Origin of the sequence: Actinospineispora eucalypti (assembly GCF_039543365.1) — a bacterium.
GTDB lineage: Bacteria > Actinomycetota > Actinomycetes > Mycobacteriales > Pseudonocardiaceae > Pseudonocardia > Pseudonocardia eucalypti.
Window position 1 is genome coordinate 96863 of sequence record NZ_BAABJP010000062.1, and the last position, 17619, is coordinate 114481.

Here is a 17619-nt window from a genome sequence, read left to right on the forward strand (position 1 = left end):
ATCAGCGCCGAGCTCGGCGGATAGCCTCGCCAACGAGCGGTTTGTTCAAGACGCGCGGGGGTCACGCGGCGCAGGCTTGCGGGCATGAGTGAGCGAGCCTTCACCCCGGCGCTGGGCCGTTTAGCGCCCACCCGCTTCTACGACTCGGTTACCGCGCTGACCCGGGAGCGGCGGTGGCGCGGCCTGGTCGTCACGCACCTGGCGCCGCGACCCGACGACGTGATCGTGGATGTGGGCTGCGGCACCGGCTCGCAGGCGCTGCTGCTGCACCGCGCCGCGCCGGGGGCCCGGATCATCGGCGTCGATCCCGACCCGGAGGTGCTGGGCATCGCGCGGGCCAAGGCGCGGAAGGCTGGTGCGGCCGTGGAGTGGCGGCCCGGTATGGGCGATGCGTTGGCGGACGTCGTCGGCACCGGCGCGGCGAGCGCGGTGGTGTCCAGCCTGGTGCTGCACCAGTGCCCGATGGCGATGAAGCGGGCGATGCTCGCGTCGATGTACGCCGCGCTGCGGCCGGGCGGGCGGCTGGTGATCGCCGACTTCGGGTGGCAGCGCACCCGGCCGATGCGGCTGGCCTTCCGCATCGTGCAGCTGGCCGACGGCCGGCGGGACACCCAGCCCAACGCCGACGGGGTGCTGCCCGGGCTGATCGCCGGCGCCAGGTTCCGGGACGTGCGGGAGGCCGAGGTGGTGCCGACCCCGGGCGGATCGATCTCGATCTACACCGCCCGCCGGTCCTGATCCCGCAGGACGGACAGCGCGGCCGAGGGGGTCAGGCCCATCATCTCCCGCATCCACCGGGTCAGGTGCGCCTGGTCGGCGAAGCCGGCGGTCACCGCGGCGTCGGCCACCGAGTGGCCGTCCCGCAACGCCTCGGCCGCCCGGCGCAGCCGCATCCACACCCGCCAACGGGCCAGCGGCATGCCGAGCTCCCGCCGGGCCAGCGCGCGCAGGCGCTGCGGGGACAGGCCGACCCGTTCGGCCAGCTCCGGCATGGGCAGCTCCCAGGCCGCCATGGTGGCGTCCATCGCCGCCACCAGCCGCGGATCCAGCGAACTGGATGCGCGGGCCGAGGCGCGGCGGACGTCTTCCTCCCGCAGGCCGCGCAGCTCGGCGGCCGGGGTGATGCCGGAGCATCCGCGCAACCGGTCGGCGAACGCCGAGCTGGCATCCACGAAGTAGGTGTGCACGTCGGCCGCCGGTAGCAGCTGGTGCCGGGTCATCGGCGGCACCACCAGCACCTCGGCCCGGTGGCACACACCGGAAGCATCCAACATGGCGACCTCGCCGTGCCCCGCGACCGCGACCTGGAACGCGGCATGGCGATGCGCCGGACCCTCGGTTACCCGACCCCGGTAGCACGCGTAGCCGTCGCCGATCGCGAACCGCGCCGCCATGGCATGCCCTACCGTCGCGGGCGGGCGAATCGGGTGTTCAGGTCCTCGCCGCCGGGCAGGTCCGCCATCGCCCGGACCATCAGCAGGATCGAGCCGGCCAGCAGGTCCTCGCCCGAGGAGAGCCGGAGGGCGTCCTCCGAGGAACGCGACTTGAACATGTACCCCTGGGTCAGCGCGTTGAAGATGATCGCCACGTCGTCCCAGGTGGTGCCGGACCGGAGCCCGAACCCGTACGCCTCTCCGATACGCCGGTAGATGGCCGCCCAACGGGGCAGGATCAGGTCGTACTGGGCCTTGGAGAACTCCTGTACCTGGGGATGCCTGGGCAGCGCGGTCTCGATGCTGTGCTGCAGCGCCGAAAGTTGGTCGTTCACCAACGTCGTGCTGACCGCCGTGGACAGCCGGCGCACCAGCTCGCCCAGGCTCACCTCGCCCATCATGGCCAGGCAGGCCCGCTCGAAATGGTCCAGCCGCCGCTGCTGCGGTGCGAGCCGGAACAGGTAGGCGATCAGGTCCTCGGTGAACCGGTTCTTGTGCTCCCACCGGCCCCGGTACATGTTCACCGTGAGCAGCTTTTCCCGGTCTTGTTCCTGCCATTGCGCCGCCCGACCCAGAATGCGTTCCCGGGACAGCGACTCGAACAGCCGAGATCGGTCTTCCGAATCCAGGTCCGGACCCGAATACTCGAGCAGATCCTCCCGGAGCAGCTCAAGGCCGATTTCCAGAAATGCCCGGGTCTCCCAGCTGTTGGCCAGTTTCCGCCGCGTACCGGCCAGTCGTCCGGCACCGATGTGGCGGAGCACCTCGGAAAGGTCGCCGCTCGGGTCCGAGAGTTCCTCGTTCGACTGGAACGTGCTGATCGCGGACACCCCACTGCGCGGCTATGCGGACCTCGACGACCGATCAGCCTAGTCCACCCGGACGGGTCCACCAGCGCTGGTGGTGCGCACCTGGCCGTCCAGAGATTTCGGGCTTGGCCGCGCCTTCGGCCCTCGTGATTCACTGTTATTACCAGTGAGTAACAAGGACGGGACCATGCATCTTCTATCGGATTGGGCGATCGCCGCACCGGCCCTTTCACTGGTTGTTTGCGGCATTCTGCGTTTCTTGCGGCTGTGGCTGGTCACCAAGTTCCTGGCCAAGATTTACCGCGCGAGTGGGTTCGACCCCGCGCACCTTCGCGCCGCCGCCGAAGCGGTGCGCACCACGCAACGGCCGCCCTACTGAATGGCGGGCAGCACCTTCTCCGCGAACATCTCCAGCTGGCGGCGCTGCGCGTCCAACGGCGTGGTGCCCTGCTGGAAGAACTGCCACACCAGCCACTCCAGGTCACCGGCCTCCTCGCCGTCTCCCGGGTAGCAGGCGCGCAGGTCCTCGAGCTGCCGTTTCACGTCGTCCGGGGTGCCGCACAGCAACTGGTGGCACTCGATCAACCGGGTGGCCAGCGCCGTCTCGTCGGCGAACGTCACGGGCTGGGACGGGTCGTCCGCCTCGGTGCGCCACATCTCGGCGAAGCCGAACTTGTTGAAGTAGTTGTGCCACTCGAAGGCCGCGGTGCGGACCGCCAGGTGGAAGGCCTCCTCGCGGGTCTCGCCGAGGCAGATCGACCGGGTGGCGCCGAACCGCTGGCCCAGCCCCAGCTCGTGCCCGTGCTCGGCGGCTTCCGCCCGGTAGGTCAGCGCGTGCTCCCGGAAGACCGCCGGCCGGCCCTCGGTGGCCAGGCAGGAGAAGCCCCGTTTGGCCGCGTTCAGCAGGCTGGCCATGGACACCGTGTTGGGCACCCAGATCTCCGGGTGCGGGCGCTGGTAGGGCGGCGGGGTCACCCCGATCTTCCGGATCACCCCGTCCGCGTCCACCTCGTCCGGCGAGCCGAACTGGCGGGTCCACTCGACGCCGGCGAAGCCGCGAACCCCCTCCTCGTAGGGGTAGGGCACCTGGTAGTGCTTGCCGTTGTGCTCCCAGGAGTCCTCCGCCCAGGCCTTCTGGATCACCTCGATGTGCTCGTCGTAGATCTCCCGGTTGCGCCGGTCGGAGTCCGCGTCCACCAGCGATGTGGCACCCCGGCCCTGGGACAGGATCTGGATCCACCGCTTCTGGTAGCCCCGGGCGAACGCCAGCCCGACCCGGCCCTGGGTGAGCTGGTCCAGCAGCGCGACCCGTTCGGCCATCCGGATCGGGTCGTCCGCCGTGGGCACCAACGACATCGGGTAGAAGTGGATGTGCTGGGTGCGCGCGGCCAGGTCGGCGTAGAGCATGAGCGGGTCCGGCATCGCCTCGCCGCCCTCGGAGTGCAGGTGGTGCTCCGTGGTGGAAAGCGCGTCGTAGCCCAGCTCGTCGGCCAGCACCGCGATGGTGCGCAGCTCCTCCAGCATCATCTGGTAGCGCTCGGTGTTGCGCCCGACGGGCCGCAGCCGGTCGCGTTCCTCGAGCGTCGCCGGGATGGTCGGCATGGCGAACACGCTGACCTTCATGGGGTTTCCTCCAAACTGGCCACGAACTTGCGCAGGGGTTCGGCCAGCGCGTCGGGGTGGGTCAGCGACAGGCAGTGCGAACCGCCCGGCACGGCCACCACGCCCCGGCTGGCCGGCAGCAGCGAGCTCATCTCCTCGGCGATGCTCAGCGGGAAGGCCGCGTCGGTGGTGCCGTGCACGAGCAGCGCGGGGCAGGCGATCTCGGTGAACCGGTCGGTGATGTCATCGCGGCCCAGGATGGTCTCCCAGACGTCCCCCCACTGCTCCGGCGGCTTGGCCCGCCAGCGGTCGGTGAAGTACCGGCCGTCGTAGTCGGTGGGGGCGAACTGGATGTCCAGCACGGCGTCGGCCACCGCACCCACCGGCCCCTCGGCCAGCCACCCGGCGGCCAGCTGCGCATATCCGGCCTGTTCGACCTCGCCGAGCAGGCGCATCGACGTGCCGGTGAGCAGCAACCCGCTCACCCGGTCCGGGGCGGCCAGGGCGGCCCGCTGGCTCAGCCAGCCGCCCTGCGACATGCCGACCAGGACCGCCCGGTCCACCCCCGCGGCGTCCAGCAGGGCGATCACGTCGCGCGCGGCGTCCCAATAGGAGAACGGCCCGTTGCTCTCCGACATGCCGTGCCCGCGCTCGTCCCAGGTCAGGCAGCGGTGGTCGGCGGAAAGCCGGTCCACCACCGGCGACCAGATGGTGTGGTCCAGGAACGCGCCGTGGCTGAACACCACCACCGGCCCGCCGCCGGTGTCCTCGTAGTAGATCCGGTTCCCGTCATTGGTGAAGAACGGCACGTCAGTCCCTCCGGGCTACGTCGATCACCCCAGCTGACGGCGGACCGTACAGCGCCTCGATCGCCGCCGCGTGCTTGGTGGCGATCGGCCCGCGCCGGAGCTTCATGGTGGCGGTCAGCTCGCCCCCGGCCGGCGTCCAGGTCTCTCTCATGATCACGAACCGGCGCACCCGCTCGGCGTCGTTGAGCGCCTCGTTGGCCCGGCTCACCGCCTCGGTAAGCGCCTTCACTAACGCCGGGTGGCCGGCGTTGCGCGCCGGGTCGGGGTCGCCGGTCAGCGCCGCCGCCGCGTCCGGCTCCGGCGAGATCAGTGCGGTCACGTAGGGCCGGCCGTCCCCGACGGCGGCCACCGAGCCGGCCAGCGGACCGGCCGCCGCGACGGTGTTCTCCACGTGCACCGGGGCGACGTTCTTCCCGGTGGAGGTGACGAAGATGTCCCGTTTCCGGTCGATGATCCGGTAGTAGCCGGCCTCGTCGGTGTCGAAGATGTCCCCGGTCCGCAGCCAGCCGTCCGGGTCGAAGGCAGCGGCAGTCAGCTCCGGCTTGTTCCGGTACCCGCGCATCACCATCGGGCCGCGCAGCAGCAGCTCCCCGTCCGGTTCGAGGCGGGCGGTGACCCCGGGCAGCGGCAGGCCGTTGGTCTCCGGGCGGGGGCGGTCGGCGGGGTTGCACAGGACGATCCCGGCGGTCTCGCTCTGCCCGTAGCACTCGCACAGGTCGGTGCCGATGGCCGCGAAGAACCGCAGCGTCTCCGGGGGCAGTGGAGCCGCGCCGGTGAACAGCAGCTCGCCCGCGTCCAACCCGATCGCCCGGCGCAACGCGGCCAGCGCGTCGCCGTGGGACCGCCAACGCCGTTGAAGGTCCGGGGCCGCCGGGCGGCCGACCACCCGGTCGTCGTGCAGCCGCCCGCCCAACTCGACGGCCTCCTCCAGCCGCGCCCGGTCCGGGGCGGCGGCGACCAGGTCCAGCGCCAAGACCCGCAGCCGGTTCCAGATCCGGGGCACCGCCATGTACAGGGTCGGCCGCAGCCACGGCAGCAGACCGGCCGCCGTCCGCGGGTCCGGGTGGTAGGTGATCGTCGCGCCGGACACGATCGGCATGTAGTAGGCGCACAGCCGGTCGCCCATGTGCGCGAACGGCAGGTAGGACAGCGCCCGGCCGTCCTCGGGCAGCCGCCCGAGCGAGTGCAGGCCCCGGATCTGCTCGAGGATGTTGTGGTGGGTGAGCTCGGCGCCCTTGGGCTCGCCGGTGGTGCCCGAGGTGTACACCACGGTGACCAGGTCGTCCGGGCTCAGCTCCGGTCGGGTTTCCAGCGGTTGGCCGGTGGTGCGCAGCGTCCCGAGGTTCGGTTCCGGGCCGTCCAGCACCACCAGCCGGGGCGGGCGGTCCAGCCCCGCGACGGCGGCCCTCGCCGCGTCCGCCATGGCCAGTTCTGTGACCACCACGTCGGCCCCCGAGTCGGCGAACAGGTAGGCCAGCTGGGGCACCGGCGTGCTGTTGTAGACCGACAGCGGTACCGCGCCCAGGTGCAGCGTGGCCATGTCCACCACGGCCGCCTCGTACCGGTTGGTCAGCAGCATGGCCACCGTGCCGCCCCGGCCGACCCCGAGAGCGGCCAGCCCGCCGGCCACCGCTCGCATCAGCGCGTCGTACTCCCGCCAGTTCAGCTCGACGGCGCCGTCGGAGGAACGCAGGGCCGGCGCGTCCGCCCGCCGCCGGACCGTGTGCGCGAATGCCTGGCACAGGTCACCGGCGCGGACGGCGTCGATCACGACAGCTCCACCACGGCCGAGACCACGTCGCCCCGGCCGAGCGAGGCCAGCCCTTCGTTGATCTCGTCCAGGCCGAACCGGTGGGTGACCAGCCGGTCCAGCTCGAGGTCGCCGTCCTGGTACGCGCGGACGATGCGCGGCACGTCCCGCCGGTTGTCCGCCGCGCCGAACAGCACCCCCCGGAAGGTTTTCGCCCGCCCGACCAGCCCGCTGAACTGCGGAACGTCCACCCGCACGCCGGGGCCACCCGCGCCCACGAAGACCACCTCGCCGCCCTTCGCGGTCATCGCGATGGCCTGGTCCACCGTGGCCTGCGCGCCGACGCACTCGATGGCCACGTCCACCCCCCGCCGGCCGGTCCGGGCCCGCACCTCGGCCACGACGTCGGCGGCTTCGCCGGCCGGGATCACGTCGGTGGCGCCGAGCGTGCCGGCCAGCTCCAGCTTCCCCGCGACCAGGTCGATGGCCAGGATCTGGGCCGCGCCGGCCAGCCGGGCGCCCTGCAGCGCGGCCAGCCCGACACTCCCGCAGCCGATCACGGCCACGGTGTAGCCGGGGCGGATCGCCGCCGCGTTCATCGCCGCGCCGAACCCGGTGAGCACCCCGCAGCCGATCAGCGAGGCCGGCGCGAACGCCACCTCCCCGGGAATCCGTACCGTGGAGATCGCGGAGACCACCACCTCCTCGGCGAACGTGCCGGCCGCCACCATCTGGGCGACCGGGGTGCCGTCCGGCGCGCCGAACCGGTGGGTGCCGTCCCGCAGGGCCCCGGACCGGAGCACCACGTCGCCCACCTCGCACAGGCTCGGCTGGCCGCGGGCGCAGCGGTAGCAGCTCCCGCACTGCGGCATGCCGGTCACCACGACGTGGTCGCCCGGCCGCGGGTCGGTGACGCCCTCGCCCACCGAGACCACGGTGCCCGCACCCTCGTGGCCGAGCACCACGGGCAGCGGGCTCACCAGGTCACCGCTGCGCACGGACGCGTCGGAAGCGCAGATCCCGGCGGCCCCGAGGCGTACCCGTACCTCACCGGCGCGCGGCTCGGCCAGGTCCAGGTCCATGACCCGCAACGGCTGGCCGAGGGCGGTACACACGGCGGCCCGAGGCAACGTCGCCCCCCGTCTGATTTTTGAACCAAGGCGTCTCAATTATGTCGGCGCCTCGGGGGCTGTCAAACCGACCCTCGCCGGGCGGGAGGTCCGGCACGCCCAGTGGTAGCCGGGTCTGGCACGGTAGGAGGCGTGACCGAACCGGGTGCGAAACCGCGCCACCCCGGGGCGGCGCGGTGGCTGTGGTACTCGGTCAGCGGGCGGCTCCCGGACCGCTACCGGGACTGGGTGCTGTACGACCTCACCTGCCCGACCTGGCCGCTGCGCCACCTGGCCCGCCTGCTGGTCCCGCTGGTCCCGGTGATGGCGGTCCTGCTGCTGGTGCTGCCCGGCCCGTTGTGGCTGCGGGCCATGGCCGCCGGGCTGGGCGCGGTGATCGGCCTGCTCTACTCGTTCGTCTTCCTGCACGACTCGGCCGACCGCCGCGCGGCCCGCTTCGGCTACCCGCCCGGCACCCTGCAGGCCGTCCGGGGACAACGCCGCGAACGGCCCGGCTAAGCGCCACGCCCGCGCGATTGGCGTACTGTGATGAAAGTGCCCGCCACCACGCTCTATCCCCTCGTCATGCGGGACTCGGCGGGTCCGAGCGGCACGCCCGGTCGCCCTCGGTGAGCGACTCGTCGTACCGACGTCAAGCTCCGGCCGCCTCCGCCGACCCGGTGCAGGACTACTTCCTGCGGATCAAGCGGGTGGCGCTGCTCGACGCACGGCAGGAGGTCGACCTGGCCAAACGGATCGAGGCCGGGTTGTACGCCGCCGAGCGGCTCGCCGGAGTAGCGCCCCAAGCAGCCGCGACCGGACAGCTCCAGCTGGACCTGAGCTGGATCGTCCGCGACGGCGAGCGCGCCAAGAACCACCTGCTCGAGGCCAACCTGCGCCTGGTGGTCTCGCTGGCCAAGCGCTACACCGGTCGCGGAATGGCCTTCCTGGACCTGATCCAGGAGGGCAACCTGGGCCTCATCCGCGCGGTCGAGAAGTTCGACTACACCAAGGGCTACAAGTTCTCCACCTACGCCACCTGGTGGATTCGCCAGGCCATCACCAGGGCCATGGCCGACCAGAGCCGCACCATTCGCATACCGGTGCACATGGCGGAGATCGTCAACAAGCTCAGCCGGTCTCAGCGCGAACTGCTGCGGGATCTCGGCCGCGAACCCACCGTCGCGGAGCTGGCGAAGGAAATGGACCTCACCCCGGCGCGCGTGCTGGAGGTCCAGCGCTATGCCCGCGAGCCGCTCTCCCTGGACCAGACCATCGGCGACGAGGGCGACAGCCACCTCGGCGACTTCATCGAGGATTCCGAGGCCGTGGTAGCGCTGGACGCGGTGTCGTTCACCCTGCTGCAGGACCAGCTGCGATCGGTGCTCGCGACGCTGTCCGAGCGGGAGGCCGGCGTGGTCCGGCTGCGATTCGGGCTCGTCGACGGCCAGCCGCGTACGCTCGAGGAGATCGGCCGGGTCTACGGGGTCACCCGGGAGCGCATCCGGCAGATCGAGTCGCAGACGATGTCGAAGCTGCGCCACCCGTCCCGCTCCGAGCCGCTGCGCGACTATCTCGACTGAGCGGCTCGGGAGCGTTGAGCTTGCCCCGTTCGCCGCCGCCTCGAGCACGTTCACCCCACAGCGGTGCCGCCACCAGCCGGACCGGACGGTGGTCAGCGCCCCCTTCGGGCGCCGACCCGGGTGCGGGCGGACAGGTCGGCCGCGCCGCCCCGCCGGGTCGCGGTGCCAGCGGTGCCACCCTGACCGCTGCCTCCGTGACCGCTGCCTCCGTGACCGGCCCGGTGTCGGCTCTTCGACCGGCCCGCCGAGCCGCGGGGGGACTTGGGCTGCCGGCCCTCGGCGGCGTTGGCCGGCGGGTTCGCCTTGCGGCGGCGCCGGGCCGGCTTCACCTCGGGCGCCGGCGCGGTCGCGGTGTAGTGGCGGGTGCCCGGCGCGAGCCGGGTCAGCATGGCGTGCCCGGGCCCGACCTCGGTGGTGGTCGCCGCGATACCGGCCCGCCGGAGCAGGGTGGCCACCTCGCGCGCCTGGGTGTTGGTCATCAGGGTGACCACCGTGCCCTCGGCGCCGGCGCGGGCCGTGCGGCCCGACCGGTGCACGTAGGCCTTGTGCTCGGCGGGCGGGTCGGCGTGGATGACCAGCTCGATGCCGTCGACGTGGATCCCCCGCGCGGCGATGTCCGTGGCCACCAGCGTGCTGGCCGCACCCTCGGCGAACGCGCGCAGGTTGCGTGAACGGGCCTGCTGCCCGAGGTTGCCGTGCAGCTCCACCGCGGCCACCCCGGAGGTGGCGAGCTGGCGGGCCAGCCGGGCCGCCCCCCGCTTGGTGCGAGTGAAGACCAGGGTTCGCCCCGGCGCGGCGGCCAGGTCGGTGAGCACGGGCATCCGGTCCTCGGCGCGGACCCGCAGCACGTGGTGGGACATCGTGGCGGTCGGCGAGGGCGTCTCGTCCACGCTGTGGGTGATCGGATCGTTGAGGAACCGCTTGGCCAGGACGTCGATACCGGCGTCCAGGGTCGCGGAGAACAGCAGCCGCTGCCCGCGCGACGGGGTCTGCGACAACAGCTCCCGCACCGCCGGCAGGAACCCGAGGTCGGCCATGTGGTCGGCCTCGTCCAGCACGGTGATCTCCACCGAGGCCAGGCTCGCGTGACCGCTGGACAGGTGGTCGAGGAGGCGGCCGGGGCAGGCCACCAGGATGTCCACGCCGGCCGCCAGGGCGGCGACCTGCTGGCCGGGGCGCACCCCGCCGAACACCGTGGTGGCTCGCAGCGCCAGCGCGTCGGCGAGCGGCGCCACGGCGGCGTGGATCTGCGTGGCCAGCTCCCGGGTCGGCGCGAGGATCAGCGCGCGGGGCCGGCCCGCTCGGCGCGGCCGGGCACTGGCGACCAGGCGGGCCAGCACCGGCAGCAGGAACGCGTAGGTCTTGCCCGAGCCGGTCCGACCCCGGCCGAGGACGTCGCGCCCGGCCAGCGAGTGCGGCAGCGTGGCGGCCTGGATCGGGAACGGCTGCACCACGCCCTGTGCGGCCAGCGCGGCGATGAGCGGGGCCGGCACGCCGAGCTCGGCGAAGCCGTCATCGAGGGAGTCGGCGGAACGGGCAGGGTGGGCGGGGTGGGCAGGGCGGGTTGAGACAGTCGTGGGGTATCGGCGGCGGTCCGCCATCAATTCTCCGAACGTGGAAGGGTCGTCCTGCCCGGCGCGAGCCGTGTGGTCGCGGCACATGGGGGCCGACATGGAAAACGCGGCCCGAGGCAGAACAGACGGACCGCTCGTGCTTAGTTTACCTGGCGGACGTCCCCCGGCGTCACGCGACCGGCCGGCATGGCGGGAAAGCCGTCGCGCCCGGGCCGCCGGCCTGACAGTGTGACCATCCGTGAGCAGCGCCGAGATCCCCACCGACCCGGTCGACGTGCCGGAAATCGTCACCAAGCTGGCGGACGGCGCCACCCTCACCCCGGTCTGGCGCAACGAACTGGGCGGCCTGACCTTCCGGGCGGACGGCGGGCCCCACGGCACCAGATACATCAAGTGGGTGCTCGCCGGCACCCCGGAGATCGACCTGCCGGCCGAGGCGGCCCGCCTGGCCTGGGCCGACAGTCGGGCCGCCGTGCCGAAGGTGCTCGAGCACGGCGCCGACCAGCGGGAGCAGTGGCTGGTCACGGCCGAGGTGCCGGGCACGTCGGCGGTTCTGCCCCGGTGGAAGACCGAACCGGCCACGGCGGCCGCCGCGATCGGCCGGGGCCTGCGCCGGCTGCACCACGCGCTGCCGGTGGACGACTGCCCCTTCGACTGGGGCGTCACGCGCCGGCTGGTGCGCGCCGACCAGCGCCTGGCCGACGGCGAAGGCCCCGCCGAGTGGTCGCCCGAGCACCAGCACCTCGATCCCGCGGAGGCCCGCGCGCGGATCGGCGACCCGCCGCCGGTGGACCGCCTGGTGGTCTGCCACGGCGACGCCTGCGTGCCGAACACGCTGCTGCGCGAGGACGGCTCGTTCGCAGCGCACGTGGACCTCGGCTCGCTCGGCGCGGCCGACCGCTGGGCCGACCTCGCGGTCGCGGCGTGGAGCACCGAGTGGGACTACGGCCCCGGCTTCGACGAGGTGCTCTACCGCGCGTACGGCGTCGCCCCGGACCCCGGGCGGATCGCCTACTACCGCCTGCTCTGGGACCTCGCCTGATTCGATGCGATTATAGAGACCGTGCAGCTCAAAAATGACCTGACCGGCCGGGTTGCCCTGGTCACCGCCGCCGCGGGCCCGGGGATCGGGCGGGCCACCGCCGGGCTGCTGGCCGAGCACGGGGCCACCGTGGTGCTCACCGACCGCGCCGGTGACCGGGTCGCCGAGGCCGTGCGGGACCTCGCCCGAACCGACGTGCACGGCCTCACCCTGGACGTGACCGACGAGCAGCGGGTGGCGGAGGTCTTCGAGCAGGTACTGCGCGACCACGGCCGGATCGACATCCTGGTGAACAACGCCGGCACCTCGCTGCCCGCACCGATCTGGGAGATCTCCACCGCCGCCTGGCGGAAGGTCGTCGACGTGTGCCTCACCGGGGCGTTCTTCACCATGCGCGCGGTACTCCCGCACATGATCGCGCGCGGGTCGGGCTCGATTGTGAACATCGCCTCAACCGAGGCCTGGACCAGCCGCACGCCGGGCAACACCGCCTACCACGCGGCCAAGGCCGGGCTGCTGGCGCTGACCCGGTCAACCGCCGTTCAGGTCGGCCCACACCAGGTCCGGGTGAACTGCGTCGCGCCCGGCCTGACGCCGAACCCGCTGCTCAGCAGGGTCATTCCGGAGCAGGATCTCCGGGAGATGCGGGACGAGATACCGCTCGGCCGGCCCAGTACGCCGGAGGACATCGCGGACTCGGTGCTGTTCCTGGCCGGCGACGCCAGCCGCTCCATCACCGGGGAGACCATCGCGGTTTGTGGCGGATCCGCAATGCGACCCTGAAACGATTGTTTCTCTGTCGCTATATACCAGGCGTACCGTCGGTAACGGGATACACGTTTGGGGGACGGCCACAGATGTCCATTCGGTTCTTCTTCGCGATGGCTTTCTCGGCGGCGCTGGTCGTCGCGGTCACGGTTCTGGTGCTGATCTGGACCGAACCGCCGACGGCCACCTCGCAGCCCGAGGACCGTCCGTCTCCCGACGGGCCGCCGGTGGCCGGCGGGAGCGCGGGTGGGGGGAGCGGGCCGGCGGCGACCGACACCGCCTGCGGCGACGACCAGCGCGTGCCCCGGATCGGGCTGCCCTGCTCCCCGCTGGGCAACACCAACCGCTAACCGACCTCGGCCAGGTAGCCGGCGAGCGCGCGGTCGAAGCGCTCGCCGGCCTCGAACATCGGGTAGTGCCCGCACTCGGCCAGCACCGTGAGGTGCCCGTCCCCGCCGGACGCGGCCAGCCGCCGGCGCACCCACTCCGCGCCGTCGGCCGGCGTCACCGGGTCCGCCGCGCCGACGATCTGCCGCACCGGCAGCCCCACCCCGTCCAGCGCGGCGGTCAGGTCGGTGCGCAGGTAGGTCCGGTAGCACTCGATGGCCGACCAGGTCGGCATGCGCAGCTGCATGCCGACCAACCAGTCCACCAGCCCCGGCTCGGGCACGGTGCCGAACGCGCCCCGCACGTTTGCCCGGCGCGCCGCCTTCCGGTCGGTCCGTTCGGCCGTGAGGAGGGCCGGCTCGAGTCGGTCGGCGTCCCGGCCGAAGGGGAACCGGGCCGAACGGGTCGCCCGCACCCCGTTGGAGCACACCAGCACCAGCTGGGCCAGCCGGCGCTCCCCCGCCGCCGCGACGGCCAGCCCGACCTGCCCGCCGAACGAGTACCCGACCAGCGAGACGTCCCGCAGGTCCAGCCGGTCCAGCACCGTGCGCACGTCGGCCACCAGCCGGTCCATCCCGTACCCGCGCACCGGCTTGTCCGAGCTGCCGGTGCCGCGCAGGTCCAGGCCCAGCACCCGGTAGCTGGGCGCCAGGTCGCGCAGCTGCGCGTGCCACACCTCGTGGTCCAGGCCGAACCCGGCGATCAGCAGCACCGGCCGGCCCCGGCCCACGTCCCGCACGTGCAGCCGGACCCCGGGCTCCACCTCGACCACGGTCATCCGGCGGCTCCGCCGGCGAAGCCGGCCTGGGGCGGGCGGCCAGTTCGGCGCCCGCCGGGAAGCTCGAGCCCGAGCTCGGCGTGGAAGTCGGCCAGGTCCGGTTCCTGCGTCAGCTCCCGGAACTCCACGTTGGTCCAGGGCATCGTGGTGACGACCCGCCCGGCGCCGTTGCGGTAGTAGGTCGTCATGCCCGGATGCGCCCAGATGGTGCGCTCCAGCGCGGCGTCCAGCCGCCGGGTGTACCGGTCGTGCACCTCCGGCCGGCACTCGACCACGTCGATGCCCTCGGCCAGCATCCGGGCCAGCAGCTTCATCACGTAGCCCAGCTCCATCTCGATGCCCAGCGCGGCGCTGCCGCCGTGCCCGGCGATGGTGTTCGGGCCGAGCAGCATGAAGAAGTTGGGGAAGTCCGGCACGGTCATGCCCAGGTAGGCGCGGGCGTCGTCCTCGCCCCAGGTCTCCCGCAGCGTGCGCCCCGACCGGCCGCGCACCTCGATCGGGGCCAGCAGGTTCAGGTTCTGGAAGCCGGTGGCCAGCACCAACACGTCCGCCGGGATCTCGCGGCCCGGCTCGGTGACCACGCCGCCCGGGGTCACCTTGGCCACCGGGTCGGTGACCACCTCCACGTCGTCGCGGCGCACCGTGCGGAACCACCCGGCGTCCAGCAGCGGGCGCTTCCCGTAGGGCGGGTAGTCGGGCAGGCAGACCGGCAGCAGCTCGTCGGCGCGGTCGCCCAGCTCGCGGGCGATGTACTTGGCCAGGAAGGCCCGGTGGCGGTCGTTGACCGCGTTCACCGACCGCCCCGGGTGCGGCCACTCCGGGTCGACCTGCAGCGCGGGAAACAGCCGGTCGCCGAAGTTCCACACCAGGCGCAGCCGGTACCAGCCCAGGTAGTGCGGCACCTCCCGCATGAGGTACCTGGTCGCCTCGTCGACCGCGCGCGGCTGGTTCGGGTTGGGCAGGCCCCACTGCGGGGACCGCTGGAACACGGTCACCCGCTCGGCGACGCCGGCGATGGCCGGCACCAGCTGCATCGCGCTGGCCCCGGTGCCGATCACCGCCACCCGCCTGCCGCGCACGTCCACCGCCGGGTCCCACCGGGCGGTGTGCATGCACGGGCCGGCAAAGCTGTCCAGTCCGGCGATGTCCGGGTACTTCGGGCGGTTCAGGTACCCGGTCGCGGTGATCACGATGTGCGCGGTCAGCGTCTCCCGGCGGCCGTCGCCCGCGCGCAGCCGCACCGACCAGCGGCGCTCGCCGGCCCGCCAGGCCATCGACTCGACCTCCAGGCCGCCCCGGATGTGCGGGCGCAGCCGGTACTCGTCGGCCAGGTCGTTCAGGTACCGGTGCAGCTCGTCGCGGCGGGCGAAGTAGCGCGACCAGTCGGCCCGCTGGGCGAAGGAGAACGAGTAGAGGTGGCTGGGCGTGTCCACCCCGCAGCCGGGGTAGGTGTTCTCCAGCCAGGTGCCGCCGACGTCCGGGTTCTTGTCCACGATGGTGAACGCCACGCCGGCCTTGCGCAGCTTGATCCCCGCGCACAGTCCGGCGAACCCGGCGCCGACCACGAGCACCCGCAGGTCCGCCGGCACATCGGGGAACTCGACGTCCCGGCTGGCCACGCCCAGCTCCTCGGCGAGCAGCGGCCCGATGCCCGCCGGCAGCGAGTTGCCCGGGCCGAGGGAGATCTCCAGCATCTCGGCCAGCTGGTCCGGCGTCGGCGGCGGCGCCGGGGGCAGCCCGCCGGCCCAGCGCCGGGTGACCAGCTCCTCGGCGGCCGCCCGGATCTCCCGCTGTGTCTCCGCCGGCAGTCCGCCGGTGTCGTCCTCCCCGGCGCCCCTCGGCGCGGCCGGCCGCCACTCCGGGCGCAGCCAGCCCGCGCGGTCCCCGCTGAGCGTGGCCATGGCCATCAACAGGGTGGGCAGATGCGCCCCGGCCAGCGCCGCGCGCAGCTCGGCCGGGCTCCGGTCGGTGGTTCGGGGGTCGGTGGTCCGGGCTTGCGCCACGCCGCACGCTCCATCTTTTTGAACCTGGCCGTCTCAAATACTATAGGCAACCCGCCGGTACGATCGAAATGACATGACCTCCCAGATTGCCGACGGCGCCACCGTGACGGCCGCGTCGACAACCCAGCGCAGGCGGGGCCGCCCGCCGCGCAACATCGACGACGGAGCGGTGGTGGCCGCCATCGAGCGGCTGTTCGCCGAGGGCGGGATCGACGCGGTCACCATCGAGCGCACCGCCAAGGAGCTGTGCGTCTCCCGCGCCACGCTGTACCGCTCGGTGCCGGACAAGGCCCACCTGCTGGGCATCCTGTTCGTCCGGATGACCGACGAACTGGACCGCAACGCGGCGCGCGCCATCCGGGCGCCGGACGCCACCCCCAAGGAGCGGCTGACCGAGCTGATCCGGGTGCAGATCGACGCGGCCGTACGGATGCGCGACTACTTCTTCGTGTTCTTCGACGGTTCCCGGCTGCCGCGCACCGTGCACCGGGAGTGGCGGCGCTGGACCCGGCGGCACGAGCAGGTCTGGATCGACGCGGTGGCGGAGGCGATCGACGCGGGCGCGCTGCCGCCCGGCGACCCCCGGCTGACCACCCGGATGATCCTCGGCATGCTGATCTGGATCGCGCACTGGTTCCGCGCCTCGGAGGGCATCACCACCGAGCAGATCCAGGCCAAGGCACTCGAGCTGGTGGGTTTCACCCGGGAGCAGAGGTAGGTCCGGTGGCGACGACGACCCGTGAGAACCGACCGTCCCGGTCGCGGCCCAGCGGCCGCACCTTCTTCCTGATCATCCTGTTCGTGGTGCCGGTGCTGCTGTACGCGGTCCCGGCCTGGCGGCTGCTCGGCGCGGGCGCCGACTGGCCGGCGCCGGTGGTCACCGTGGGCGCCGCGTTGTTCGCGCTGGCCCTGGTGGGCGTGCCGGTCGGCATGTTGCTCGGCCACGGGCCCCGGCAGCTCGACGCCGCCGCCCGGCTGGGCGACCTGTTGCTCGGTTCGGGCTGGGTGCTGCTGGTCTGGACGCTGTTCGGCGAGCCGGTCCGGCTGGTGCTGGCGCTGGCCGGGGTGCCCGATCCCACCCGCGCGCGGATGGTGGCCGTACTGGTGCTAGCGGCGGTCGCCGTGCTGCTGGCCTACGGCTACCGGCAGGCAACCCGGGTGCCCCGGGTCGTGCCGGTCGAGGTCCGGCTGGACCGGCTGGGCGCGGGCCTGGACGGGTTGCGCATCGCGCTGATCACGGACACCCATTTCGGCCCGATCGACCGGCGCGGCTGGGGCGAGCGGGTGGTGGCCGAGGTCAACGAGCTGAACGCGGACATCGTCTGCCACGCCGGCGACCTCGCGGACGGCCTGCCCGACCGGCGCGCCGACCAGGTGGCCGCCTTGGCCGACGTGCGGGCCGAGCTCGGCCGCTACTACATCGTGGGCAACCACGAGCACTTCGCCGAGGCCCAGGCCTGGCTGGACCACATGCGGCGGCTGGGCTGGCACACCCTCCACAACCGGCACGACGTGGTGGCGCGCGGCGGTGACCAGCTGGTGGTGGCCGGGATCGACGACCCGACCGGCGTGGGCAGCGGGCGGGGACCCGACCTGCCGGCCGCGCTGGCCGGCGCCAACCGGGAGCTGCCCGTGCTTCTGCTCGCCCACCAACCGAAACAGGTCGCCGAGGCGGCCGAGGCCGGCATCGACCTGCAACTCTCCGGGCACACGCACGGCGGCCAGATCTGGCCGTTCCACTACCTGGTCCGCACCGACCAGCCGGTGCTGGCCGGACTGAGCCGGCACGGCGCGCGCACCCAGCTCTACACCAGCCGGGGCACCGGATTCTGGGGGCCGCCGCTGCGCGTCTTCGCGCCGAGCGAGATCACCCTGATCACCCTCCGCGGTCCCGCGCCGGAGGCGCTGGGCTGAGGGCACGCCCGGTTTGGCGCGTGCGGGAGATTCAGCCGACTGACCGATCGGGCGACCA

At 72.9% G+C, this 17619-nt stretch carries 18 protein-coding genes; 9 read left to right on the forward strand and 9 right to left on the reverse strand.

Annotation, left to right across the window (positions count from 1 at the left end):
- The first annotated feature begins 84 nt into the window (after positions 1-84).
- Positions 85-738, forward strand: a complete 654-nt coding sequence (locus ABEB12_RS38570) for a methyltransferase domain-containing protein (protein WP_185062117.1) — start codon at positions 85-87, stop codon at positions 736-738.
- Here ABEB12_RS38570 and ABEB12_RS38575 read toward each other — a convergent pair.
- Together ABEB12_RS38575 and ABEB12_RS38580 are read right to left on the reverse strand one after the other, a co-directional pair.
- Positions 717-1394, reverse strand: a complete 678-nt coding sequence (locus ABEB12_RS38575) for a helix-turn-helix domain-containing protein (RefSeq protein WP_185062118.1) — start codon at positions 1392-1394, stop codon at positions 717-719. The two genes, ABEB12_RS38570 and ABEB12_RS38575, sit on opposite strands and share 22 nt — an antisense overlap.
- An 8-nt stretch (positions 1395-1402) precedes the next feature.
- The gene (locus ABEB12_RS38580) at positions 1403-2263 is read right to left on the reverse strand and encodes a hypothetical protein (protein WP_185062119.1); all 861 of its coding nucleotides are present in this window, start codon (positions 2261-2263) and stop codon (positions 1403-1405) included.
- Positions 2264-2408: 145 nt separating this feature from the next.
- Here ABEB12_RS38580 and ABEB12_RS38585 point away from each other — a divergent pair, with 145 nt between their 5' ends.
- The gene (locus ABEB12_RS38585; RefSeq protein ID WP_185062120.1) at positions 2409-2621 is read left to right on the forward strand and encodes a hypothetical protein; all 213 of its coding nucleotides are present in this window, start codon (positions 2409-2411) and stop codon (positions 2619-2621) included.
- On the opposite strand, the gene ABEB12_RS38590 is transcribed toward ABEB12_RS38585, so the two are convergent.
- The 4 genes from ABEB12_RS38590 to ABEB12_RS38605 are packed head-to-tail and all read right to left on the reverse strand — an operon-like array spanning position 2615 to position 7533.
- Positions 2615-3865, reverse strand: coding sequence for an LLM class flavin-dependent oxidoreductase (locus ABEB12_RS38590; protein WP_185062121.1), 1251 nt, complete (start codon positions 3863-3865; stop codon positions 2615-2617). The two genes, ABEB12_RS38585 and ABEB12_RS38590, sit on opposite strands and share 7 nt — an antisense overlap.
- Positions 3862-4653 carry an alpha/beta fold hydrolase gene (locus ABEB12_RS38595; RefSeq protein WP_185062122.1) on the reverse strand — a complete coding sequence of 264 codons (792 nt, stop codon included), beginning with the start codon at positions 4651-4653 and terminating at the stop codon, positions 3862-3864. Before ABEB12_RS38595 ends, ABEB12_RS38590 begins: the two co-directional genes overlap by 4 nt.
- A 1-nt stretch (position 4654) precedes the next feature.
- Positions 4655-6424, reverse strand: a complete 1770-nt coding sequence (locus tag ABEB12_RS38600) for an AMP-binding protein (protein ID WP_185062123.1) — start codon at positions 6422-6424, stop codon at positions 4655-4657.
- Positions 6421-7533, reverse strand: a complete 1113-nt coding sequence (locus ABEB12_RS38605; RefSeq protein WP_345703521.1) for a Zn-dependent alcohol dehydrogenase — start codon at positions 7531-7533, stop codon at positions 6421-6423. Before ABEB12_RS38605 ends, ABEB12_RS38600 begins: the two co-directional genes overlap by 4 nt.
- Positions 7534-7665: 132 nt before the next feature.
- Between ABEB12_RS38605 and ABEB12_RS38610 the strand changes: the two genes are divergently transcribed.
- The gene (locus ABEB12_RS38610; protein WP_185062125.1) at positions 7666-8031 is read left to right on the forward strand and encodes a DUF5313 family protein; all 366 of its coding nucleotides are present in this window, start codon (positions 7666-7668) and stop codon (positions 8029-8031) included.
- Between the two features lie 17 nt (positions 8032-8048).
- Positions 8049-9095, forward strand: a complete 1047-nt coding sequence (locus ABEB12_RS38615) for an RNA polymerase sigma factor (protein WP_221498179.1) — start codon at positions 8049-8051, stop codon at positions 9093-9095.
- Between the two features lie 92 nt (positions 9096-9187).
- Here ABEB12_RS38615 and ABEB12_RS38620 read toward each other — a convergent pair whose 3' ends face one another.
- Positions 9188-10588 carry a DEAD/DEAH box helicase gene (locus ABEB12_RS38620; protein WP_345703522.1) on the reverse strand — a complete coding sequence of 467 codons (1401 nt, stop codon included), beginning with the start codon at positions 10586-10588 and terminating at the stop codon, positions 9188-9190.
- Between the two features lie 319 nt (positions 10589-10907).
- On the opposite strand from ABEB12_RS38620, the gene ABEB12_RS38625 reads away from it, so the two are divergent.
- From ABEB12_RS38625 to ABEB12_RS38635, 3 genes are all read left to right on the forward strand, one after another.
- On the forward strand, positions 10908-11711 hold the full coding sequence (locus tag ABEB12_RS38625; RefSeq protein ID WP_185062128.1) for a phosphotransferase: 804 nt from the start codon (positions 10908-10910) through the stop codon (positions 11709-11711).
- Between the two features lie 21 nt (positions 11712-11732).
- Positions 11733-12494: a glucose 1-dehydrogenase gene (locus tag ABEB12_RS38630; RefSeq protein WP_185062129.1), complete on the forward strand. Its 762-nt coding sequence runs from the start codon at positions 11733-11735 to the stop codon at positions 12492-12494.
- A gap of 74 nt (positions 12495-12568) precedes the next feature.
- Complete coding sequence (locus ABEB12_RS38635; protein ID WP_185062130.1) at positions 12569-12829, forward strand: hypothetical protein; 261 nt, start codon at positions 12569-12571, stop codon at positions 12827-12829.
- Here ABEB12_RS38635 and ABEB12_RS38640 read toward each other — a convergent pair.
- Together ABEB12_RS38640 and ABEB12_RS38645 are read right to left on the reverse strand one after the other, a co-directional pair.
- Positions 12826-13644 carry an alpha/beta fold hydrolase gene (locus tag ABEB12_RS38640; protein ID WP_185062131.1) on the reverse strand — a complete coding sequence of 273 codons (819 nt, stop codon included), beginning with the start codon at positions 13642-13644 and terminating at the stop codon, positions 12826-12828. The genes ABEB12_RS38635 and ABEB12_RS38640 overlap by 4 nt on opposite strands.
- Positions 13641-15647 (reverse strand): flavin-containing monooxygenase, encoded by a 2007-nt coding sequence (locus ABEB12_RS38645; protein WP_345703523.1) that lies wholly within the window; start codon positions 15645-15647, stop codon positions 13641-13643. The genes ABEB12_RS38640 and ABEB12_RS38645 overlap by 4 nt, the downstream gene beginning before the upstream one ends.
- 73 nt (positions 15648-15720) lie before the next feature.
- On the opposite strand from ABEB12_RS38645, the gene ABEB12_RS38650 reads away from it, so the two are divergent.
- Together ABEB12_RS38650 and ABEB12_RS38655 are read left to right on the forward strand one after the other, a co-directional pair.
- A complete protein-coding gene (locus ABEB12_RS38650; protein WP_185062132.1) occupies positions 15721-16365 on the forward strand; it encodes a TetR family transcriptional regulator in 645 nt (214 codons plus the stop codon).
- Between the two features lie 5 nt (positions 16366-16370).
- Positions 16371-17561 carry a metallophosphoesterase gene (locus tag ABEB12_RS38655; protein WP_185062133.1) on the forward strand — a complete coding sequence of 397 codons (1191 nt, stop codon included), beginning with the start codon at positions 16371-16373 and terminating at the stop codon, positions 17559-17561.
- Positions 17562-17619 lie beyond the last annotated feature (58 nt).